Below are 21,896 nucleotides of genomic sequence, written 5' to 3'. Positions count from 1 at the left end.
GGGCTCACCACCCCGGGCCCGCGATGCGCCTGGCGTCCCGCGCGTGCGGGTACCCGGCGTACCCCGGGCGCGCTACTTGTCGGCGAGCAGGTGGATCTGGGTCGCCAACGACCGGTACTCGGGCAGTTCCGCCGCGGCCCGCTCCAGGTCGAGCAGCGCGTCGAACGACGCGGGGTCGTCGACGAGCACACCCGGCACCAGGTCCGCGAAGACCCGGACCGCGTGCACCGGTCCCGGCCGCAGGCCCACCTTGGTGAGCAGCGCGGTGAGTTCGTCGACGGAGAACCTGCGCGGCAGCGCCGCCGGGTCGGCGAGCGCCGCGGCGGCCTGGGCGAAGTGCCCGGCCAGGGCCCGTGCCAGCACGGCCCCGGTGCGGTTCGCGGCGAGCAGGCTGAGCGTGCCGCCGTCGCGCAGCGACGCCGCGACGGTGCCCAGCGCATCGTCGGGCTCGTCGACGACCTCCAGGACGCCGTGGCACAGCACGATGTCCGCGGCCTCGCGCTCGACCACGTCGAACAGGTTCTGGGTGTCGCCCTGGTACGCCTTGACCAGGTCGGTGACGCCGGCCTCGGCCGCCCGCCGCTCCAGCGCGGCCAGCGCGTCGGGGCTGGGGTCGACGACGGTGACCCGGTGCCCGAGCCGGGCCAGCGGCACGGCGAAGTTGCCGGTGCCGCCCCCGGTGTCGAGGACGTCGAGCACATCCCGCCCCGCGGCCCGCGCGCGGCGGTCCAGCGCGTCGCGCAGCACCTGCCACACCACAGCGGTACGCATCGAGCTGCGGCGTCGCATCTGGTCGGACACGGGAGGCCTCCTGTCGTCTGCCGGGAGCTCCACCCTAGTGCCGGATTGACGCGGATTCGCCCGGCCGCGAGCGCCGTGGACAGCGTCTTGGGCGGCGCCTCGGGCGGCGTCATCCCGAACTCCCCGGGCTCGCGTGCCACAGTTTGCGCGGCGCGTCCTTGGTGGGAGTGCCCGGCGGGCGCAGGTCGGCGTACGGCGACACCTTGAACCCGCTCGCATGCACCAGCACGCGGTGCATCACCGGTCGGGTCGAACGGCTCGCCGCGGCGCCCTCGACGGCCTCCTCGGTGCCCCCGGCAGTCGCGCCCGCAGCCCCGGCACCCGCCATGAGTTCGTGGACGGCTTCGGTACCGCCCTCGCACCAGGCCTCGTGCAGCGCGCCCATCTCCCAGCAGCCGGTCGCGCGCAGCGACACCCCGCGCGGGCCGGTACGCCGGAGCACGCCGCGTACGACCAGGAGCCAGGAGTGGAACAGCGTGGCGGCGTACGGGCCCTGGGCGTCCTCGAAGAACGTCGCGTCGACCGGCCCCGTCGCGTCGTCGAGGGTCAGGAACACGACGCGGCGGCCGGACCGCACCGGCGGGGTCTGGGTGGCGACCTTGACGCCCGCGACCAGGATCTCGCTGCGCGACCGCCGGGCGAGCAGGTCGCGCGAGCGCGTCACGCCGATCGCGTCGAGGAAGTCGTCGTAGAAGCCGACCACATGCCGGTCGGCGTCCATGCCCAGGATCTCCAGTTCGGCGCGCACCCGTTCGGCGGGGGTCATCTCCGGCAGGCCGGTCACCGCGGGCGCCTCGTTGTCGGCGAGTCCGAAGGCGAGTTGGGCGGCGGACGCCCCGGAAGGCCACGTCCCGGCTCTGCTTCCGGCTCTGTTCCCGGCTTTGGTTCCGGGCCCGGGCCCGGGCGCGTTGCTGTTGCTGCTGCCGGTTTTGGTTGCGGTTGCGGTTCCGGCCGTGGTCACGGCTCCCGGCCGGCCGCCGGCCCCCGCCGCACGTCGGCCCTTGGCCGGCGCGACCTCGCGGCCGTACCGGTCCAGGTCGGTCAGTTGCAGCAGCAAGTCCCGCCGCGTCGGCCCGCCGCCGCCCGTACCGATGCCGTGCACCGCGTCGAACGCGCCGACCAGGATCAGGCGCTCGGTCACCGGCCGGGACACCCCGGTGCGGTGCCAGAAGTCGGCCAGGGAGGTGAACGGTCGTACCCCGATGATGCGTTCGACCTCGGCCTCGCTGATGCCCTTCACCTCGGCCAGCGCGATGCGGATGCCCTCCTGTCCGCCGGCCTCCTCGACGCGGTAGACGGCGTCCGAGACGTTGACGTCGACCCCCAGCACCGGGACTCCGAACTGCCGTGCGTCGTCCAGGATCAGGCGCTTCGGGTACATCCCCGGGTCGTGGGTCAGGAGACCCGCGACGAAGGCCGCCGTGTGGTGCGCCTTGAGCCACGCGGACTGGTACGTCGGCACCGCGAAGGCCGCCGCGTGCGCCTTGCAGAACCCGAACGACGCGAACGCCTTGAGGACTTCCCACACCCGTTCGACGGTGGCCCGGTCGTACCCGCGCCGGTCCGCCTCGACGCAGAACCAGTCGCGGATCGCGACCTGCCCGTCGACCGTGCCCAGCGCGCGCCGCGCGACGTCAGCCCGGGCGAAGTCGCAGCCCGTCATGGTCGCGACCATGCGGATCACCTGCTCGTGGAACACCACGACGCCCTCGGTCTCGGCGAGCGCGGGCCACAGGTCGCGGTGGATGACGTCGGGTGCGGACCAGCCCTGACGGGCGTTCAGGAACGGGGTGACCATGTCGCTCTTGACCGGCCCCGGCCGGAACAGCGAGATGTCGACGATCAGGTCCTCGAACGTCTCGGGGGCGAACTTGCCCACCAATTCCCGCTGTCCGGGCGACTCGATCTGGAAGCAGCCGAGGGTGCGCGTCGACCGGATCAGCTCGAAGGTGTCCGGGTCGTCGAACGGCACGGCGTCCAGGTCGATCCGCCCGCCGCCGGTGCGCTCGACCTCGTCGAGGGCGTGCGCCATCGCGGACTGCATGCGTACGCCCAGCACGTCCAGCTTGAGCAGCCCCAGGTCCTCGACGTCGTCCTTGCCGAACTGGCTCATCGGGAAGTCCTGCGCGCTGGTCTCCACGGGCGTGCGGTCGAGCAGGCTGACGTCGGACAGCAGCACGCCGCACGGGTGCAGCGCCAGGTGGCGCGGCAGCCGGTCGAGGCGTTCGGCGAGCGTGAGCAGCGTGCCGAAGTTCCCCTCCGTGATGCCGGAGGCGCGCAGTTCGGGCAGGTCGCGCAGCGCGGCCCGGACGTCGCGGGCGCGGATATGCGGGAACGCCTTTGCCACCGCGTCGATTTCGCCGGGCGGCAGGCCGAGGGCGGCACCGACGTCGCGGATCGCGTGGCGTGCCTTGTACGTCTCGGTCATCGACACCATCGCACAGCGCTCGGCGCCGAACTTCTCGAGGATGCGCTCGTACACGTCGGTGCGGCGGGCCGATTCGACGTCGACGTCGATGTCCGGCAGTGCGGAGCGGCGGTCGGAGACGAAGCGCTCCATGATCAGGCCGTACCGCATCGGGTCCACGCCGGAGATGCCGATCAGGTGGTTGACCAGGCTGCCCGCCCCCGAGCCGCGCGCCGCGCAGCGCACGCCCATCTCGCGGATGAGGTCGACGACTCCCGCGACGGTCAGGAAGTACGACGGCAGTCCGAGCCGTCCGATCAGGTCGAGTTCGTCGTCAAGGCGCTTGCGTACCTTCGCGGTCGGTTCCATCCCGCGCAGCCCGAGCCCCGCCTCGCAGCGGTGCCGCAGCTCGGCCGCGGCCTCGTGGGACGCCACTCCGACGACCTCCGGCTCCGGGTAGAACACCTTGCCCATGCCGAGGTCTTCGCGCGGATCGAGCACGAGCGACTCGGCCAGGTCGCGGGTGCGGGCCAGCAGCGCGCCCGCGGTTCCGCGGTCCGCGTGCAGGGCGATCTCGGCGGCCACGCGAACCATGTCGAGGGCCGGCTTCAAGTAGCCCTCGCTGCCCACCCGGTCGAGGTGGCGATGGCCGAGCGGCACCAGGCGGCGGGAGGCGTCGAGGACGTCGGCGACGGGTGCGTCGCCGCGCTCGGCGTACCGGACGGCGTTGGTCAGCACGGCCGGGACGCCGAGCGCGTCGGCCGCGAGCAGCATGCGTGCGGCGAGGGTGGTGGACATCGGACCGCCGGACGGGCCGAGGTGGCTGACCAGTTCGACGTGCAGCGCGCCGGGCGGGAGGGCGTCACGGTACGCGGTGAGCAGGTGCGCGGCGTGGGCGTCGCGCCGGGCCGCCACCGCACGGCCGAACTCGGAGTCGGGTCCGATGAGCACCACCAGATCGCCGCGCGCGGCGTGTTCGGCGAGCGACGCACGGGTGCACGCGGGGACGGGGCGCGCGGCCGCGTCGTGGACCTGCGTCTCGCGGCCCCGGCGGTGGGCGTCGCTGATGAGTCGGCAGAGGGCGGCCCAGCCGGTGCGGCCGCGGGCGAGGACGGTGACGCGGGGGTGCCGGGGGTCGACGTACGCTCCGCCGCGCGCGGGGGTCTTGCGGGTCTTGGCGCTCCCCCGGGCGCCACCGCCGAACCCGACGCCGCCGAACCCGCCGGCGTCGGCGTATTCACCCGGCCTGCCGCCCCTGCTGCCATGGCTGTTGCGACCGCCGCGGGCGTCGGCTCCGCCGCCTTCCGGGAGTACGGCCAGATCCGCCCCGATGATCGGGCGGATCCCCGCCTTGACGCAGGCCTTCACGAACGCGACGGCGCCGTAGACGCCGTCGCGGTCGGTGAGGGCCAGCGCGTCCATGCCCTCGTCGGCGGCGCGCTCGACGAGGGTGTGCGGATGGGACACGCCGTACCGCATCGAATACCCCGAGGCGACGTGCAGGTGGGTGAACGGAGGGGTCATGGGGTGCTCGATGGGGTCGGGGGCGGTACGTGCGGCGGCGGCTGCTCCGTCAGCCGGTCGGAACGGATGGGGCCTTGCTCCCCCGAGCAATCGGATCCCGCGCGAGCGGATCCGCGGCGGACCTGATGCGGTCCTGGGGCGTACCGCCGCGGATCCGCGGTGATCCGCGGTGATCCGGCGGCGGTACGCGGTGGTCAGTCCTCCTGCGGCGGCACCACGGTCAGCGCCGGCAGGCCGAGGAGTCGGACGACGAGGCGGATGAACACCCCCACGTCCCGCACGAGATCGTCGGCCTCGCGCGCGGTGACGGCGTTCGGCAGTCCTGCCTCGGCCGCCGCGCGCTTGCGCGCTCCGCTCGCGAAGTATCCGGCCCACTCGGTCAGTTCAGGGGCCACCTGGGGCAGCAGCTGCCACGCGCTGCGGGGCGCGCGGCGGCGTCCCGGCTTCTCCTCCTCGGGGCGGGCCCGCGCGGCCAATACTGCGGCGGTCGTACGCAGCGCCGCGAGATGCGCGGCGGCGTAGCGCTCGTTGGGCGCGGTTGCCTCGGCTGCCTCCGCGAGTGCGCGGCGGGCGTGGGCGAGGAGATCGAGAGCGCCGGGCGGCGCACTGGTCCAGCGCACGGGTGCGCGGGGTATCGACGGGAGGTGGGGTATGTCCCGGTTGTCGCGGGTACGGTCGCCCGTCTCCCCCGGTCGGCGTCGTGCTGCTGCGGATTCGGTGGCCATGATCACATCGCCGCCTTCAGTCCAGGGTCCGGGCGAGGGTCCAGGAACCTTGCGAGTCGAGCCTCAGGTCGAACACGCCGAGCGGCGCGCTGCGGCCGGCGGCTGCCTCGACGCGCCAGACCTCACGTTCGATGGCCAGGAGGGCCGTCCCCGTGCCGGCCGCCGGGGCGTCCGCGGTCACCACGCCGCTCGTACGGCTCCCCGTGCGGGCACCCGCGCCTGTGTGCGCTCCCGCGCGGTTGGTGTGACCGGCGTGCCACCACTCCTCGTTCTCCACCCAGTGGTCGAGGACGTCCCTCACCACGTACAGCTTGTCGTGCCACAGGAACCGGGCCGGTTCCCCTCCGCTGCGTACTACCTCCACCGGGTCGATGTGACGACGTGCCATGGCCTCTCCTTCACTGCGGTGACCCGGCCGGAGATGCGCTTCCCCTCGCACCCCCGGCCGGGGTCGGTTTCCGCCGGACGAACCCGAGCCCCTGTCGATCCCCGCGAAGCCGGCTCCTTCGGAGCCACCTTCGAAAATCGAACTCAAGTTCGAACCTGTGGCTTCAGTAAACCTCGCGGCTTCCACGACGTCAACGTCATAAGGCGCGAGTCGCCAGCCTTGCCGCGCTCCTGCTGTTTTCGATCTTTGTTCGATTTTTCGGCGCTCGGGAACCACCGTCGCACGAGCCACTGACACCCGGCCGCCGATGCCTATGCTGCGGCCATGGAGATCTGGCACAACCCGCGTTGTTCGAAGAGCCGTGCGGCGACCGCGTTCCTCGACGAGGCCGGCGTCGACTACGGCACCCGCCGCTACCTGGAGGACCCGCCGAGCGCGGACGAGATCCGCGACGTACTGGAGCGCCTGGGCATGGACCCCTGGGACATCACCCGAACCGGCGACCAGGCCGCCAAGGACCTCGGCGTCACGGAATGGCCCAGGACCGCCGAAGAGCGCGAGCGGTGGATCACGGCCCTCGCCGAGCACCCCGTACTGATCCAGCGCCCGATCGTGATCGGCGACGACGGCCGCGCCGTGGTCGTCCGCACCGACCAGGCCCTGCAGTCCCTCCTCTGAACCGCCCCGACCCCGAAGACGGCGCCAAACAGGACAGCGGGCTGTGCCTCCCCCGTGGAGGCACAGCCCGCTTCGTCGTCGGCCACCACCCCCGTGACAGCAGTGACGACGGCACCCGAACCGCCGCCCCGTGTCGGCGGTGCAGATGCGACCCCCGCGTCCCGTACGCATGCACGAACGCGTTTCCCGCAAGGCCCCCCGGGCCGCCGCACCCCCGTGCGCGACAGCCCGGGGAACCCGGTCCCCGTTTCCCCCTCGGGATCCCGCGATCCCCCCGCGAGATCCCCGTTGTCCCCCGTTCCCCCGCTCCGCGGACCGTCCGCCCCCCGACGTCCGGACCGCGGTCCTGCACTTCCCCGTTGGCGACAACTCTGCCGGTGCGAAGGCCCCCGGGTATCCGTACAGGTACTCAGATCGCAACCCGAGTAGAAAGGCCCGAACCGCTGAGCGCGTCTGAGTATGCGGCCTCTCGACCTGCGGGTTAACGTCAAGATCACGACAACTGCCGCAAACCTCACTCAGGGGGCGCGCATGGACATCGCCCCCATGGTCGTCACCAGCGGCTGGGCGAGCGGCACCAACGCGTACGCCACCGTCCTCATCCTCGGGGGCATGGGCCGCCTGGGCATCGACGACAGCACTCCCGCGATGCTCGAACGCACCGACGTCCTCGTCGTCGCCGCGATCCTCTTCGTCATCGAGTTCGTCGCCGACAAAATCCCCTACCTCGACTCCGCCTGGGACGCCGTCCACACCGTCGTACGCCCCCTCGTCGGCGCCTGGATCGGCGCCCTCTACGCAGGCGTAGGCGACGCCGACACCGCCCAACAACTCGCCGCCGCCCTCGGCGGAGGCGGCATGGCCTTCGGCAGCCACAGCGTCAAAGCCGGCTTCCGCATGGCCGTCAACACCTCCCCAGAACCCTTCACCAATTCCGTGACCTCACTCGGCGAAGACGGCGCCGTCCTCGTCGTCTTGGCCCTGACCGTCAACCATCCCTGGCTCGCCGCCGGAATCGCCCTTTTCCTCCTGGTTCTCGGCGCCGCCCTGGTCCTCTTCCTCGCCACCCGCATCCGCCGCTTCCTCCGCCGCCGCAGAAATCCCAGAAAAAATCCCAACCCGCACAACCCTCCCGGGGGTCCGTGAGTCAAACACTGCGACGACCCACTGGGGGGTGGGCCCGTGCAGCCGTGGGGAGCGGGCACGGGAAGGCGGGGCCCGAGACCGGGGGGCGGTCTCGGGCCCCGAGCCTTTTTCTCGAACGGGATTCCGAAAACCACCCTCCCACCTGCGGGTTCGTCACCTCAACCGATCAACGCGCCAGGATCGCCCGCGCGCCCCAGAAACCCGACTTATCTCACTTTGCCCCGCCCTGAACCGCGTCTTGTCCAGTGTTCGTTGGGCATTTGTTGGGCAGCGTTGGGCGGCTCACACCCCCTCCCACCTGCCCAAACCCGCCGCGATGCGCTCGTTGGCCTGCTCCGTACCGCCGTCTAGGCACTTGGCGTAGACCCGAAGCAGCACCGCAACGGTCTGTCCGGCCCGCCGCGCAACCTCGGTCGGATCGACTCCGGAGTTCAGCCAGAACGACACGCACGCGTGCCGCAGGTCGTACGGGCGCTTCCCGAGCGGGGACTCGACCTGCGCCGGCGTCAGCACGGCCTTGCGCGCCGCGCGCCACTCGTCGCCGTACGCGCTGTCCTGCACCGGTCGCCCGATAGCGCTGCGGAAGAGGCGGCCATCGGCGGCGGCGCCGTATCGGTACACGTGCCATCGCAGCATGGCCACCAGCTCGGGCGGGATGGGCACCGGGCGGATCACCCCCTCATCGCGGGCCTTGAGCTGCCGGTCGTCATGCGCCTGCCCGCTGTCCGTCCACGCGCGGCCAGCGCGCGAACCGGACTTCTGGAGGTTGAGGACACCCCATCCGCGCTTCGGAAGCACGCAGTCCACCAGCCGCAGGCGAACGACCTCGCTCGTACGCGCCCCGGCGAAGTACATGCACCCGAAGAACGCCGCCAGGTGCCGTCCACGACGGCTCTGCCCGTAGACCTGCCGGAGCAGCGCGCGGGCCTGCTTGGGGTTCACGACGCACGCGGGCTCGACCTGCCGAGCGTTGCTGGAGTGATCCCACTGCACCCGCTCCAGCGGATTTTCGGTAAGGCGGTTCTTCTCCAGCGCATAGCCCACGGCGTTGCGGAACACGGCGCGCTTGCCCTCGAAGGTGTCCTTCGCGGCCTTCTTCCCGTCGAGCTTCAGGCTGAACGCGGTTAGCAACCCGCGCACGACGCCGGCGTCTTGCAGCGCGCTCATCGGCAACGAGTGCTGCGCGACCCAGTCGAGGCAGCGCGTGACGTCCTCGGGCGGCTCTTGGCCCCAACGGCTCACGTTGAAGCCCCAGACGTACAGGGCACGACTCAGCTCGCGCTTCGAGGGCCCGCCTGTCTGCTTGGCCAGCAATTCGGCGGATGCGCTTGCGAGTCCTTTCGCGAGCTTCGTGCGCGCGGTCGCCGAACTCCTCGGCCACTTCATTGCGGCGAACTCCCGCGCGTGGACGTACCACGAGACGTCAGCCAGCTTGCGGGCCTCGGACATCGGCAGCCCGGAGACCTCGTCGAACGGCTCGCCGCGGTTGACCACGCTCAGCAGGTCGGAACGTCGGCCGTCCGCGAGGGTCTTGTTGGCGTACGTCTCCTGACAGCGGTTCTCCCCCACCTTCCAGAGGACTTCGGCGCTCTTCTGCCCGCGGTCCTTGCGCTGTCGCACAGCCCAAATGCGGACCTTGAACGTCGGCTTGAACAAGGCTCGTCCTTTCATGAGGAAGGCCGGGTGCGGCGAACCGCACCCGGCCTGATGAACTCCGTTGATGTTGTGGGGTGTCAGCCCTCCAAGCCGTCCCACCAGACATCGATGTCGGCCTGGAGGAAGCGGAGCTGACCGTTCGGGAGCTTCTTGTACTTGGGGCCCTTGCCCTTGGCGCACATGCGGTAGAACGCGGCGCGGGAGATGTCCAACTCGGCGAGCACTTCGCGGAGCTTCAATTGCTTGGGGCGGCTCAAGGGTCGCTCCTTCGGAGACGCGATGACGGTGTGGGTGTGTCGTGCTCCGGCTCTTCGCCGGAAAGTGCGCTACAAGCGCGACATCCGCTACATCGCAGGTCAGAGCCCTGATCGGCGTAGCGGAGCGCGTACGTGTAGCGGATACGTTGCCGCTACGTAGCGGGACGGAAAGCACCGTCCCGCTACGTCGTTTGCGCTGGTCAACCCCGGTTTCAGACCGCCTGTAGCGGATGTAGCGCACTATCCAGGGGTGGGGGGCAGTAGCGCGTCCACGCGTCGTACAGATCGGCCGCGTAGTAGCCCTTCACGACCGGTCCGGCGCTGCTGCGGATGTTCCTCGCGCCGATCGGAACGTTCTTGGTCGTGACGTACTCCTTGAGGAGTTTCGCCAGACCTCGGCCGTCCAGCGGGCGCCCGTTCAGGTCGGCCCAAGGCGCTTCGTCCATGGCGTTCAGGTGCTCCAGGATCACCGCGGTCGGCATCCGGTCGGCACCGCGGAACACGCGGTCCCGCAGGTCCGTCAGGAGCCGGATCCCGACCGACGACTTGTCGTCGCCCGCGGCGTCGACGAGTTCGACGCACGCCGCGCGGGCCCGCTCAGGCCAGTCCCCGCCCGCGGCGTCGGCAATCGCAAGCAGCGACTCCCAGACGTCTGCGGGACGGTCCGTGATGCCCTCGGGCATCTCCGGCCATGCGTCGGCGACTTGCTCCCGTACGGTCGTCGCCCACGCCGCCAGGCGGTCCCGGATCTCGTGTCCCTCGTCCGTGTGGATGCGCTGCCGGAATGGCTCCACACGCTCGTTCGGGGCCCGCCGACGCATGCGGATGATGACCGAGCGAGTCAGGATCGTGTCTGGCAGCGACCCGAGCCCGGCCACGGCGACCGCGCAGAACGACGGGAACGCCTGCACGCTCTGGCTCGACCCGTCGCCGACGCACCGGTACGTGACACCCGAGCGTCGGTGGCCGGCGTTGAGCCACCCGCGCAGTTCCTCGTTCTCGCCCGCTTTCGGGCCGAACACGGTGTCGATCTCGTCGAAAAGCACGGTCGGCCGTGCATCCCCGGACACGGATCGGAACAAGGCGGCAGCACTCGCGCTTACGGCCACCATCGGCGCGGGAACGAGCGTTTCGACGATTTCCAGCGCTCGGCTCTTGCCGCTCGCCGGTTCGGGCGAGAGGAACGCGAGTCGGGGTGTGGCGTCGAAACAGTCGACGAGATGCGCGTGCGCGTCCCACAACGTCACCGCCACGTAGGCGGCTTCGAGCGGGAACACGTTAAACCTTCGATGGAATGCCTCGACCTCATCGAGCACGGAGGAGCCGTCGACTCGCGGTCCGGTGGGCTCGGGAGGAAGAGCGCTCTTAAGGCGGGGGGATTCCGGCTCGGTCATGCCGCTCCCTTGCGGTTGTTGCGGATTGACCAGTCGAGAGCGCTTCGGATGGACGGAACGCTCTCGCTGTCCGGGAGCCCGGCAGTCGCCGCTGCCCCCTTAAGAGCGCCTTCCACCACTGCACGCGGAATGTCGCCGGACGCGACGAGCCGACCCAACGCCCGTGCGGCACGTACGAGCGCAGCGTTACGACCGCCTTCGAGTGCAGCCGCCACGTTCGCCGTTTCGTTCCGCAAAGCTGTGGCCGCATACGCGGACGCCACGCGAACCGAACCGAGCGACACCGGTCGCGCGGGCGTCGCCACGGGACGCAGGACGCCCAAGAGCCATGCCGGGAGCGGCGCGACATCGACATCGCGGGCGACCGTGTACGGCTGCCCGTCGACGATGCTGCCGACCGCAATGACGTAGCCGCGGCGGGCCCGGGTGTCGACCTTCCACCCGTACTTCTCGACCGTGCTCGGCAGTGCCGGTCCGGGCGGTGCCGCGAAGTACAGGTGCGTTCCGCCAGATCGGGTGGTGACGGCAAACGTCTGGTCCGGGAAGGGCTGTCCCGCGTTCTTCGCCAACACCGCGAGCACATCCGCGCCGTGGCGTACGTCCATGCCCGACCACGGTTCCTTCGTCGGCTTGTCCCCGGCGTGCTTGGGCATGTCGAGGTCCACCACGACCAGGCGACTGGGCTCGGTGACGATGCCGATGTTGTACGGGCCGCGGTCCCAGAACCGCGCGATCAGCTCGCGGTCGGTGCTCGCCCGGTCCGGCCAGTCACTGACTGCCGGTTCCTTGCCACCCGGAACGAGCGGGATCACATGCCATCCGCGTGCGGCACAGGCGAGTGCTGCGGTCTTGAAGGGATTCAGGTCCGGCAGCGGCGGGGCGCCCCCGCCCGGGGCGTGCGCGGGGCAGAAGTAGCCGTTGGTGTACTGGCGCAGGCCACTGGTCTCCGGGCAGGGGTGGGCTGTCCAACGGCGGCAGATGCGCTTGTTGGGCGGGTTGGTCACGTCAGGTCCCGCGGGCTCGCGTAGGCGACGGAGCCGAGCAGCCGCCACGCGTTTTCAAGGGCCGCTTCGAGGGCCCGCGCGTGCTGCTGCGCGTCGTGGAACGCGGCGCAGACACGGGCGAGGTGCTTGAACGGGTCCGTGCCGTCGTCGACGCGCAGCCCCTCGGGTTCGCACACGACGGATGCCGTCTCGTGGAGCGCCTGCGGCAGTCGACGCGCCGCGGCCGCAAGGGCTCCGGTGATGCGGTACGCGTCGGTCGGCGACATCGGGAAGTCACCGCGCGCCGCCGCGTCCTGCAACGCGTAGTTGAGGCGTCGCACGAACTCAGCGACCTCATCCGCCGCAATGGGCGCGTCGACCGCGCGACGCGCGGCGGTTGTGTCAGTCATGCTTAAGGTCTCCTGTCTGCCCCTTCGGGGCGGTGAGAGACCCGGGGCACCCGCTTCCGCCAAGAAGATTTCGGGTGCCCCGGGGCGTGTTCAGAACGGCGGGTTGTCGTCGGAGGCCGCGGCCTTTGCGGGCGCCCATCCGTCGGCGGGCCCGTTGGCCCACGGGTCTTCGCTGGCGCCGTTGGTGCGCGGCGCGCCGTTGCTGCGGTTGGCCTTGGTGAGAGCCGCGGTGGCCCAGGTCAGAGACGGGCCGATGTCCTCCAGCTCCAGAACGACGCGGGAGCGGACGTCGCCGGACTTCTCGTCCTTCCACCGGTGCGTACGCACGGTGCCAGTTGCGATAACGCGGTCGCCCTTGGTCAGCGACTCGGCCACGTGCTCGCCCAGGGCGCGCCACGCGGTGGTGTCCCAGAACGTCGTCTCGCCGTCGGTCCACTGGTTCGACTGCTGGTCAAACTTGCGCGGCGTAACCGCGATGGAGAACCGGGCGAAGAACGCGCCCGAGGCGGTGTGTCCGACCTCGGGATCGCGCGTCAGGTTCCCGGTGATCGTGATGTGCGTGGTGTTGGTGCCCACGGTGGTGCCTCCTTTGAGCGAGAGCGCCGGTCCTTCCGGCCGTCCCCCGCAGCCTCGGAAGCCAGCAGGCTTCCGAGGCCACGGCGAGCGGCGGGTCAAGCGGCGTCAGCCACCGGGGCCCCGGAGCGGCAGGCCCACGGGGAGCATCCGTCGGGGTCGCCGTCTTCCATGAGCTGGTCGGCGATGGCGTCGAAGATGTCGACCTGCCGGCCTTTCCACTCCCCGCGGGTCACGCGGTCGATCGGCGCCTTGTCCAGCGGCACCATCGACCGGTGCAGGAACGCGGTCCCGCGCAGTTGCTTGCCCTTGGCGTTCGCGCCAGCGCCGCCTTTGCGGATGGCGCGGTCGAACGCAACCGCGTCCGCGAACTCCTCCGGCGTCTCGTCGCGCATCTTCCGCCAGCGGGCATTGCCGCTGAACGGACACCCGATACACGCACTCTTCGGGGTATCGCCGAGCCCGGCGGCGGTGAGGTACCGCGTGCAGTCGTTGCGGCTCATGCCCAGGTCGAGGAGGGGGAAGGTGTTGCGGGCGTACTGCACGTCCGCGTCCTTCGCTCGCTCGAACTCGTCCTTGCTGATCCCGATCGACTGCCGCGCGTGCCGGCCGTGCGGGGTCCGCCCCACCCGACCATCGGCGTCGGTCTTGGCGCCGAGCATGGCTCGGACGGCGGACTTGATGGGCTTGAGCTTGTATTCGTTGGTGCACTGCCGCCGCCCGAGCCCATCGTCTTCGGTCGGGTCGGGGTTCTTGATGAACAGCGGCATTGACGCGAAACGATGCTCCGGGTCCAGCGCGTCGCTGCGGATGTTCCCGTTCGACACGCGCAGGATCGGGATACCGGCAGGCTGCGCGATGTCGCGGTCGATCCGGTCCAAGTGCGCGTATACCGCGGCGGGTTCCCACCCGGTGTCCGCAAAGACCGCAGCGTCGTACTTGGGAATGACGCCTTCGGCGGACATCAGCAGCAGTGCGGTCGACTGGACACCGGCGCCGAGTGACAGCACTCGCGGTGGGGCCTTCACCGGACGCATCCCGACAGGCTGGACACGATGTGGTGGTTCATGGGCATGCTGGGGCTCTCCTGTACTCGCTTGAGGGACAGGGGCCCGGGGCGGCCGGCTCTTCTTGGCGGTTGGGACGGCCGTCCCGGGGTGCGGTCAGACCTTCAGCTCGCCGACCTCGTTCGCCCGGTCGGAGAACAACGTGCGGTGGTAGACGGTCGCCACGACGATCCGCTTGTTGGTGCGGTGCTCGGACGTGAGCAGGCTCTGTCCCTCGGTCAGCGCGTCGCTGTCGGTGGACTTGCTGAAGTACTTGCTGCCGCGGCTGTTGCCCGCGGCGTCCTTGAACTCGATGTAGAACTCGGCCATGGCGGTGCTTCCCTCCTCAGGGCTTTGGTCACGTTGGGTGAGGTGTGCGCGAGCGTGCGCACACAGGTGTGCGCGGGCGCGTGCGGGCCTTTATGCGGGCGCGTACGCGGGGACGGGGTGTGCGCACGCCGTGCGAACATTTGAGAGGTGTGCGCACACCTGGCGCGCACAGCTACGCGGCGTAGCCGTCTGCCGGGACGATGCCGTACCGGCCGGCAGCCTGCGTTTCGCGGAGGCGTCCTTCGTCGGCGAGCCGGTTGAGGGTCCGGGACACCCACGACCGCGAACGGCCCTTCCACTGCTGGGTGATCTCGCGCGGCCCGATCTCGTCATATCCGGCGGCCTCCAGCGCGTCGACGAGCGCGAGAAGTTCGGCGTACGCCTCCTCCTCGGTCAACTCGCGCGCCGGGAACTGCGAAGGCTCCCCGAGCACGACGGAGTCGGCGCCGTCCGGCAGTTCGGGCAGTTCCATGTCGGGGTTCACGACCAGGTCGTCGTCCGTGCCGGACGCCTGCATGGCGGCGGCAAGCTGCGCGTCGTCCATCGCGGCGAGTTCGGCGTCCGAGTAGCCGCGTGGCTCCTCGTCGTCGGTCGCGAAGACGAACGAGGCGTCCACAACCTCCGCCTCGGGCAGACGGTCCGGTGTGCGGTCCCGTCGTGCGAGATCTGCGCGCGGTGCAGGAACGCCCGCGCGGGCTTCGCGCGCCTTCGCGGTCGCGGTGGCGCGGTGGGCCGCGTACGCCGGTCCCGCCGCGCGGGCGGTGACCGGGTCGGCGACCGCGCGGATGCCCTTGTACGCGGCGATGAGTTCGCGGACCTCGCGCCGCGCGTCCTCGCTCGGGTCGAGCCGGAACGTGCGGTTCGGCATGGCCCAGCGACCGAGCGTGCGCCCGGGGCTCTGCACGTAGCAGGAACCGGGCTTGCTGTTCTTCCACGCCTGCGGGTTCGCCCCCGCCTCGATCGTCTCCTCGTTGAGGACGAACGTCGCGTCCACGGGCTTCTGGCACCCGAACATGAACCCGGTGCCGAACTCCGACCGCACGTCGGTGTCGACGTTCGTGCCCGAGGCACGCTGAAGGCTGACCGAGAGGATGACGCCGGCGGACCGTGCCTGCTGGGCGATCGGCTTGAGATTCGGGTTCTCCGACACCGTGCTGTCGGCCGCCTCCTCGAAGTGCGCGACGACAAGCGGGATTCGGTGCTTGGTCCAGCACTCCGGGACCCACTGCTTGTAGCCGAGCCGCCCGAGCTGGTCGGCGCGGGCGCGGATGACGTGCGGCAACGCGTCCAGCATCGCGCCGACACCCTTCGGCGTCGTCTCGACCCAGTCAAGGCCGTGCGCGATGTCGCCGAGCGTCTGGCGTCCCTTGGACGGGTCGCCGACCCACAGCAGCACATCGGAGCGCGTCAGGACTTCGACAGCCATCACGAGGAAGCCCTCGGACTTGCCCGAGCCGTTCATGCCCGCCCACAGGATGTGGCTCGCGTTGCGCGGCACGTCCGGGTCACCGGGCAGGAAGAACTCAAGCGCGAGCCCGTCCTCACACACGCCCATGACGATCGGCTTGGCGACCGAACCGCCGGGCGCGGACGGGCCGGGCCACGGCGTCGGCTTCTTCAACACGTCCTGGGCGACGAGCGACATGGACACGCGCGAACTGTCGTCCGGGTCCGCAGTCATGCGCACGGCCGTGGCAGGGATGCCCGCTGCGGATGCGATGAGCCCTGCCTTGTTCTGCGCGTCGGCCGCGGTCATCTTGCCGCGTTCGAGCTGCAACACGGCGTCCACGCGCGAGCCTTCGACACTGCCCTTGACGACGTTCGCCTTGGCCATGCCGACCATGTCGAGCAGCTTGTCCCCGCCCGCTCCCTCAGCCTCGGCCGAGTTGCGGAGCGCGTACCGGACGTTCCACGACAGCGCGAGCGCCGCGCCGCCGATGACGTACATCGTGCCGACGCCGCCCGCGAGCGGACCGGCGACGGTTCCGGCGGTGACGTACGCGGTCGACGCGGCCACGGTCACCGTGGCGTGTCCGCGCAGGCGCGGCGAACGCCGGGACGCCTCCTGCCACGTCGCCGCGGTGACCGCAGTCGACGCCGCGCCCATCACGGCAGTCGCGGCGGTGTTGTCCGCGAAGTGCGCGTGCCCGAACGCCGCCGCGCCACCGAGGACGCCGACGAGCAGCCACGGCGGGAGGAACGGCGCGGTGCGCGACGCGATCCACTTCGCCATCTGCGCGCCGACGTCCGTGCTCCCCTGTTGCAAGGTGTTCTTCGCTGCCATCGCGATCGTTCGTCCTCTCGAAGTCGTGGGGCGGTCAGGCGAAGGTGAACTTCGGCGCGGGCTTCTTGTGTCCGGCCTGCTCCAGCTCGGGCGCGAAGTGCTTGAGGAACGCCGCGTAGCACTGCGCCATGCGCGCGGCGGCGGCCTTGGACTCCTCGGCCGCGATGTCGACGTGCCGCGCGATGGCGAACGCGCGGATGCGGGCCCCGCCCGGGGCGTTCGAGCCGATGACGGGGATCTCCTTGAGCACCGCGCGCAGCACCTCGGACCCGATGGCCAGGTCGACGGAGACGTCACGCAGCAGCTCACGGCCGGCGTTGGTGTACGTGCGGATGCTCTCCGGGTTCAAGAACTCCGGGTCCGACAGGATCTGACGGGCGTTGCCGAGCGAACGGCGAGCCATAGGGCAGTCCTCCAAGAAGAAGCGGGACCCGGGAAGTTCCGGGCCCCGCACGAGATGTCGGCTGTGCTTGTCGTACTGAGCTGTTCGTGTTCGGCCGTCAGGCGGCCTTGGCGACCTCGGCCGCGGTGCGGTTCGCCTTGCGCCGCAGCGCGCGCCGCTCCTCGACGGTCAGCCCGCCGCGGATGGTGTGCTCGTCGCGCTCCTCCAGCGCCGCCACCAGGCAGTCACGCCGGACCGGGCACGAGCGGCACAGCGACTTCGCGGCCCGCTCGCGCATCTCCCGCGCGGCGTCGGTCTCGCGGACGCCGTCCGGCTCGCTGAACCACTCGGCGTACGCGCTGCCGCCGCTGGAGTCGCGGCACGCCGCCGCGTCCTCCCAGCGCTTGCGCGGGCCGGCCGCTGCCTTCTTGACGCTCATCGGGGTGTCGCCTCCTCGGCGTTGGTGGTGCCGGTCTGAACGGGAAGAGTCAGGACGGTCGCGCCGCCGGCGTACTGCCGCTTGGCCTCGTCGAGCGCGTCCTTGGCGGTGTCGTAGCGGCAGCCGAGAGCCTGCGTGGCCGCGCGGTACGAGACGTCGCCGTTGTGCTCGCGGAGCAGTTGCAGCGCTGCCGCGATGTGATCTCGCGAGCCGTTTCCGGGCATCGGCGCGGTCTGCTTCGCGGTCGTTCGGGGTGTCTTGCGGGGAGCGGCAGGCGCTTCCCGGGAAGCGGTGTCCACAGCCTTCGCCACCGGCGCGGGAAGCACCGGGGGTACGTCCGCCGGAAGCGCTTCCGTGTGCTCCCCGTGCTGGTCAGCGTCGCCGGAAGCGCTTCCGTCATGCAGGAGTTCGTGCACCCGCCACAAGACGACGGGAGCAAGCCCGGCAACAGCGACCCGGATGACGATGTGCACCCATCCGCCGGGAAGCAGCGGAAGCAGGTGCACCGTGACGTTCGTCAGCACCATCACGCCGATCGCCCAACCGACTTCGCGTCGACGCCGGAACGCAGCGATCACGTACGCGTCGATGCACACCGGACCAAACGCGGCGAAGAACCCGAACCCCGCCCACACGTACAGGTGGTACTCACCCGACGCCGTCAGCGCGACCGCCGCGAGAAGCGCGACAACCGGCAGCACGCGCCCAAGGATGTTCGTACGCCACCGCAACCGGTCCAGCTTCTTGCCCAGGTCCACGCGCAACCGCTCGACATCCGCTCGCGCCGCCTCGGCATCGCGGACGGCGACCGCCGCCCGCGCGCGTTCGGCCTGCGCGTCGCGGCTCGCCTCGGACGTGATCCGCGTGGCCGCGGTACGCGCCTGCGCCCGCAACGCGTCGGCCGCCGCTTCAGCTTCGGCACGGATGCGGTCGGCATCCGCGTTCGCGGTGCCGCTCGCCTCCGCCGCCGCATCCTTGGTTGCCGCGACGACGTCGCCCGCTTCGCCATGCGCACCCTCGACGATGCGCTGAGCCTCGGCCTTGGCCTCGTTGACGAGTTCCTGAGCGCGCAGCTTGGCGTGTTCGGCCTCGTCGACGACGCCCTTGGCGTACGTGTCGGCCGCACCACGCACCCGCGATGCCGTCGCCGACGCGACGTCGCGCAACGTCGCCGCACTGCTCCGAGCCTCGGCGACGATCGTCACCGCCGTCTCCCGGGCCCGCTCCACCGCTTCGCGGCCAGCAGCACTCAACTGCTCCGCCTCGTCGCGGGCGATGCCCGCGCCGGTCTCCGCCTTGCGGGCCTCGGCCTGTGCCGTGCGCCGCTCCGTGAACGCCTCGCCGCGGATGCGGTCGGCCTCGGCTTGTGCCTGCGCCAACAGCTCACGTGCCGTCTGCTCGGCATCGTCGACGAGTTGCGCGGCGCGCGCCTTGGCCTCCAACTCGACCGCGAGGGCCGTCGGCTCCGGCAGCCAAAGCGACGCGGGCCCCGCGCCCACCAACTCCGACAGGCGCGTCGGCCGCTTCACTGCTGACCGCCGAACAGCGCCGCAGCCTCACGCCACGACGCAGCCTCGGAACGATGCTCGTACTCATCCCACGTACGCGCGTCCCAGCACTCGGCCGGTCCGTACCGCGCCTCCAACTCGGCTGCGAGCGTCGCCAACTTCCCGACCTGCGACCGGAAGCGAAGCAGGTCGTTGACCGCCTCATCGGCCCGCGCGTACACGGTGCCCGCGCTCGGCGACGCCACAGCCTGGCGAATCAGCGTCACAGCCATCGCACCGCCCACCCGGCCACGCCGCAGCGAGCCGTACGCGCAGACGCGGTAACCGCGAGCCCGACCAACGACCGACGGCCGCGACCGCGTCGCCGCCAGGAACAGCAAGGTGGCGTAGGCCGCCGCCTCGGCGTCCTCCCGCCACATCTCCGTCAGCACGTCGGACGCCGCATCCAGCCGCGCCGCGCGCTCCGACTCCGTCTCGACCGCCGGCCCCGTGAACAGAACCGGGTCGAAGCCGAGCACCATCTCGGCAAACTCACCACCCGACGACGTCGGGCGTCCCGCAACAATGGTTCGCAAGTCGCTCTCCTCTTCTTCAGGAGGTGACCCACGGGGCGGTCGCCGGACCTTGGCCGGACGGCGACCGCCCCGGCGCACATCGGTGCGCCTCGCCACAACTGACGAGCGGTCATGACCCCCGACCCACAACCGGATTCGGCGCGGATCGGGGACCAAAAGCACTCGTGTCTGTGGTCGTTCAGCTCACTGTGGAGTTCTCAAGGAACGCGCTGTCCCGACGGGCGCGCGGCTCGCCACTGCCGCCTTCCCTGCCGGTCGCTCTGTCTCGGCGCCGTGCGTACGTGCAGGTCAAAGCACACGTAGCGATCCCAAAACCCCTACGTCACTGCCTCACTAGTGAGGTAGTGACGTCACCGTAGCGCGACAAGTCTGGGTGCCGCAATACCTCACTAGGGAAGTAGTCCTACGATGGCTCGCATGAGCATCGATCCGACCGACCCCCGGCCCCCGTCGCGCCAGATCGCCGACGAGTTGCGCGAGCAGATCGTCAGCGGCGCGCTTGAACCGGGGCAGCCGCTCCCGTCCGAAAGCGTGCTGGTCGGGACGTACGGCACGTCGCCGACGACCGCTCGCCAAGCCGTACGGCTCCTCAAGGAGGAAGGTCTCGTCGTCTCCGAACGGGGCCGTGGCGTGTTCGTTAAGAAGCAGCCACCCACGATCCACATGGGCTCGGCTCGCTTCTCTCGGAAGACGCGCGCGGAGGGCAAAGCAGCCTTCGAGGCGGAGATAGAGGCTCAGGGACGCCGCTGGGGTCAGGAGATTCTGGGGCTCGAAGACGTACCGGCTCCCAAGTGGGTCGCCGAGTGGTTCGGCATCGAGCCCGACACCACGGTATTCGTACGCCGCCGGCGCAACTGGGTCGACGACGAGCCCACGCAGGTCGCGGACAGCTACTACCTGCTGGAGACCGTCGCCGACACCGCGATCCGCAACGAGGACACGGGCCCCGGCGGCAGCTATGCGCGGCTTGAAGAGAAGGGGCTCCGCCTGGAGCGGTTCCGCGAAGAGATCGCCATCCGCATGCCCTCACCCGACGAGACGAAGTCTCTCCGCCTCTCCCCCGGCATCCCGGTTGCCGAGCTACGACGCATTGCGTTCACCGCAGACGGTCCCGTGGAAGTACTGACGTCAGTGGTCGCCGGCGACCGCCACGTCTTCTGTTACGAGTTCCCCGCACCCGAGTAGTCAGGAAGAGCCTTGCAGGTCACCTACACGAGCGAGCCCGAACCGGGCGGCAAGAACGACGACTTCGTCATCGCGGGGGAACGGTTCGTCGTCGTGCTCGACGGAGCAACGCAGCTCAGCGAATCCGGATGCATCCACAACGTCCGATGGCTGGTCCAACGCCTCGGCACACAACTCGCGACCGCCATCGTCACCGAGCCGGATGCGTCCCTGACATCCATCCTCGGCGGAGCGATCGAACGCGTCTGCGCCATGCACGCCGACACCTGCGACCTGACCCACCCGAACAGCCCGTCCAGCACAGTCGCGCTTATGCGCCACCAGGGCGACACGATCGACTACCTGATCCTGTGCGACTCGCCAATGGCCATCGAGACCACCGAAGGCAAGGTGCAGGCCATCAGCGACGACGCGACGTCCCACCTCCCCGGCTACACGCAAGCCGACCTGAACCGCCTCCGCAACCACCCCGGCGGCTTCTGGATCGCCAGCACCAAACCCGAGGCAGCCGAACACGCTGTCGTCGGCTCACTCCCCGCCGCCGACGTCCGCCGCATCGCCGTTATGACCGACGGCATGTCCCGCCTCGTCGACCGCTACGAATGGTCCTGGTCCCGCCTCATGGACCTCACCGAGTCCGAGGGCCCCGCCGCCGCAGTACGCGCCGTCCGTGACGCCGAACTCGCCACCGCCCCCGGCACCTACCGCGGCAAGCCCCACGACGACGCCACCATCGCCCTCTGCCGCGAGTTCACCCCATGACCGAACCCGCCAAGCACTCCGTCAGCGTCGCCGGCGTCATCGTCAACGACGAGGGGCAAGTCCTTCTAATCCGCCGGCGCGACAACGGCCACTGGGAACCCCCCGGCGGCATCCTTGGACTGGACGAGAGCATCACCGAAGGACTGCATCGCGAGGTTCAAGAGGAGACGGGCCTGATGGTGGATGCCGAGGCACTCACCGGCGTATACAAGAACATGCGAATCGGTGTTGTGGCTCTGGTCTTCAGATGCCAGGTGCTCGGCGGGTCACTCCAAACGAACGCCGAAGTCACCGAATTCCGCTGGGTAGCACCGGGCGCGCTCCCTGAGATCATGTCACCAGCCTTCAGCGTGCGCGTTACCGATGCGCTCACGGAGCGATATCCAACCGTGCGAGCGCACGATGGGGAGCAGCTGGTCTAGCCTGGTCGGCTCTTGCCGCCC

Annotated in this window: 22 protein-coding genes; 5 read left to right on the top strand and 17 right to left on the bottom strand. The window is 70.5% G+C overall.

From position 1 onward, the window contains the following. Positions 1–72 precede the first annotated feature (72 nt). The 4 genes from ACWD12_RS28830 to ACWD12_RS28815 form a co-directional block, all read right to left on the bottom strand. A complete protein-coding gene (locus ACWD12_RS28830) occupies positions 73–801 on the bottom strand; it encodes a methyltransferase domain-containing protein (protein WP_450102031.1) in 729 nt (242 codons plus the stop codon). A gap of 109 nt (positions 802–910) precedes the next feature. Next, the gene (locus ACWD12_RS28825; RefSeq protein ID WP_450102030.1) at positions 911–4,732 is read right to left on the bottom strand and encodes a DNA polymerase III subunit alpha; all 3,822 of its coding nucleotides are present in this window, start codon (positions 4,730–4,732) and stop codon (positions 911–913) included. A 194-nt stretch (positions 4,733–4,926) separates the two neighbouring features. Further along, complete coding sequence (locus tag ACWD12_RS28820; RefSeq protein ID WP_450102029.1) at positions 4,927–5,352, bottom strand: SAV_6107 family HEPN domain-containing protein; 426 nt, start codon at positions 5,350–5,352, stop codon at positions 4,927–4,929. Between the two features lie 121 nt (positions 5,353–5,473). Next, positions 5,474–5,845: a DUF6504 family protein gene (locus ACWD12_RS28815; RefSeq protein ID WP_358350663.1), complete on the bottom strand. Its 372-nt coding sequence runs from the start codon at positions 5,843–5,845 to the stop codon at positions 5,474–5,476. 324 nt (positions 5,846–6,169) lie between these two features. Between ACWD12_RS28815 and ACWD12_RS28810 the strand changes: the two genes are divergently transcribed. Both ACWD12_RS28810 and ACWD12_RS28805 read left to right on the top strand, forming a co-directional pair. Then, a complete protein-coding gene (locus ACWD12_RS28810) occupies positions 6,170–6,523 on the top strand; it encodes an arsenate reductase family protein (protein ID WP_450102028.1) in 354 nt (117 codons plus the stop codon). A gap of 531 nt (positions 6,524–7,054) precedes the next feature. Next, positions 7,055–7,669: a DUF4126 domain-containing protein gene (locus ACWD12_RS28805; protein WP_450102027.1), complete on the top strand. Its 615-nt coding sequence runs from the start codon at positions 7,055–7,057 to the stop codon at positions 7,667–7,669. Between the two features lie 282 nt (positions 7,670–7,951). On the opposite strand, the gene ACWD12_RS28800 is transcribed toward ACWD12_RS28805, so the two are convergent. The 13 genes from ACWD12_RS28800 to ACWD12_RS28740 all read right to left on the bottom strand — a co-directional run bounded on the left by ACWD12_RS28800 (position 7,952) and on the right by ACWD12_RS28740 (position 19,506). Then, complete coding sequence (locus ACWD12_RS28800; protein WP_450102026.1) at positions 7,952–9,325, bottom strand: tyrosine-type recombinase/integrase; 1,374 nt, start codon at positions 9,323–9,325, stop codon at positions 7,952–7,954. Positions 9,326–9,402: 77 nt separating this feature from the next. Next, complete coding sequence (locus ACWD12_RS28795) at positions 9,403–9,582, bottom strand: helix-turn-helix domain-containing protein (protein ID WP_436773894.1); 180 nt, start codon at positions 9,580–9,582, stop codon at positions 9,403–9,405. A 212-nt stretch (positions 9,583–9,794) separates the two neighbouring features. Continuing rightward, positions 9,795–10,976, bottom strand: coding sequence for a DUF3631 domain-containing protein (locus ACWD12_RS28790; RefSeq protein WP_450102025.1), 1,182 nt, complete (start codon positions 10,974–10,976; stop codon positions 9,795–9,797). After that, complete coding sequence (locus ACWD12_RS28785) at positions 10,973–11,980, bottom strand: bifunctional DNA primase/polymerase (RefSeq protein ID WP_450102024.1); 1,008 nt, start codon at positions 11,978–11,980, stop codon at positions 10,973–10,975. Before ACWD12_RS28785 ends, ACWD12_RS28790 begins: the two co-directional genes overlap by 4 nt. Next, complete coding sequence (locus ACWD12_RS28780; protein ID WP_450102023.1) at positions 11,977–12,369, bottom strand: hypothetical protein; 393 nt, start codon at positions 12,367–12,369, stop codon at positions 11,977–11,979. Before ACWD12_RS28780 ends, ACWD12_RS28785 begins: the two co-directional genes overlap by 4 nt. Positions 12,370–12,459: 90 nt before the next feature. Beyond that, entirely contained in the window at positions 12,460–12,945 is a 486-nt protein-coding gene (ssb, locus tag ACWD12_RS28775; RefSeq protein ID WP_450102022.1) for a single-stranded DNA-binding protein, read from the bottom strand. Positions 12,946–13,040: 95 nt separating this feature from the next. Next, the gene (locus ACWD12_RS28770) at positions 13,041–13,907 is read right to left on the bottom strand and encodes a hypothetical protein (RefSeq protein WP_450102021.1); all 867 of its coding nucleotides are present in this window, start codon (positions 13,905–13,907) and stop codon (positions 13,041–13,043) included. 198 nt (positions 13,908–14,105) lie between these two features. Next, positions 14,106–14,318: a hypothetical protein gene (locus tag ACWD12_RS28765; RefSeq protein ID WP_436773900.1), complete on the bottom strand. Its 213-nt coding sequence runs from the start codon at positions 14,316–14,318 to the stop codon at positions 14,106–14,108. A 172-nt stretch (positions 14,319–14,490) separates the two neighbouring features. Then, on the bottom strand, positions 14,491–16,602 hold the full coding sequence (locus ACWD12_RS28760) for a hypothetical protein (protein WP_450102020.1): 2,112 nt from the start codon (positions 16,600–16,602) through the stop codon (positions 14,491–14,493). Between the two features lie 34 nt (positions 16,603–16,636). Then, on the bottom strand, positions 16,637–17,005 hold the full coding sequence (traA, locus tag ACWD12_RS28755; protein ID WP_450102019.1) for a plasmid transfer protein TraA: 369 nt from the start codon (positions 17,003–17,005) through the stop codon (positions 16,637–16,639). Positions 17,006–17,102: 97 nt separating this feature from the next. Then, positions 17,103–17,423 carry a WhiB family transcriptional regulator gene (locus ACWD12_RS28750; protein ID WP_450102018.1) on the bottom strand — a complete coding sequence of 107 codons (321 nt, stop codon included), beginning with the start codon at positions 17,421–17,423 and terminating at the stop codon, positions 17,103–17,105. Then, entirely contained in the window at positions 17,420–18,952 is a 1,533-nt protein-coding gene (locus ACWD12_RS28745) for a hypothetical protein (protein WP_450102017.1), read from the bottom strand. Before ACWD12_RS28745 ends, ACWD12_RS28750 begins: the two co-directional genes overlap by 4 nt. Beyond that, the gene (locus tag ACWD12_RS28740; RefSeq protein ID WP_450102016.1) at positions 18,949–19,506 is read right to left on the bottom strand and encodes a hypothetical protein; all 558 of its coding nucleotides are present in this window, start codon (positions 19,504–19,506) and stop codon (positions 18,949–18,951) included. The genes ACWD12_RS28745 and ACWD12_RS28740 overlap by 4 nt, the downstream gene beginning before the upstream one ends. Before the next feature lie 417 nt (positions 19,507–19,923). Between ACWD12_RS28740 and ACWD12_RS28735 the strand changes: the two genes are divergently transcribed. Genes ACWD12_RS28735 through ACWD12_RS28725 form a run of 3 tightly spaced genes read left to right on the top strand, consistent with a single transcriptional unit; the run spans position 19,924 to position 21,875 of the window. Continuing rightward, positions 19,924–20,691 carry a GntR family transcriptional regulator gene (locus ACWD12_RS28735; RefSeq protein ID WP_450102015.1) on the top strand — a complete coding sequence of 256 codons (768 nt, stop codon included), beginning with the start codon at positions 19,924–19,926 and terminating at the stop codon, positions 20,689–20,691. Positions 20,692–20,703: 12 nt separating this feature from the next. Further along, positions 20,704–21,453: a protein phosphatase 2C domain-containing protein gene (locus ACWD12_RS28730; protein WP_450102014.1), complete on the top strand. Its 750-nt coding sequence runs from the start codon at positions 20,704–20,706 to the stop codon at positions 21,451–21,453. After that, positions 21,450–21,875: an NUDIX hydrolase gene (locus ACWD12_RS28725; protein ID WP_450102013.1), complete on the top strand. Its 426-nt coding sequence runs from the start codon at positions 21,450–21,452 to the stop codon at positions 21,873–21,875. Before ACWD12_RS28730 ends, ACWD12_RS28725 begins: the two co-directional genes overlap by 4 nt. Positions 21,876–21,896 lie beyond the last annotated feature (21 nt).

The sequence above is a fragment of the Streptodolium elevatio genome (genome assembly GCF_053592165.1).
This window is presented reverse-complemented; position numbering and strand designations above follow the sequence as displayed.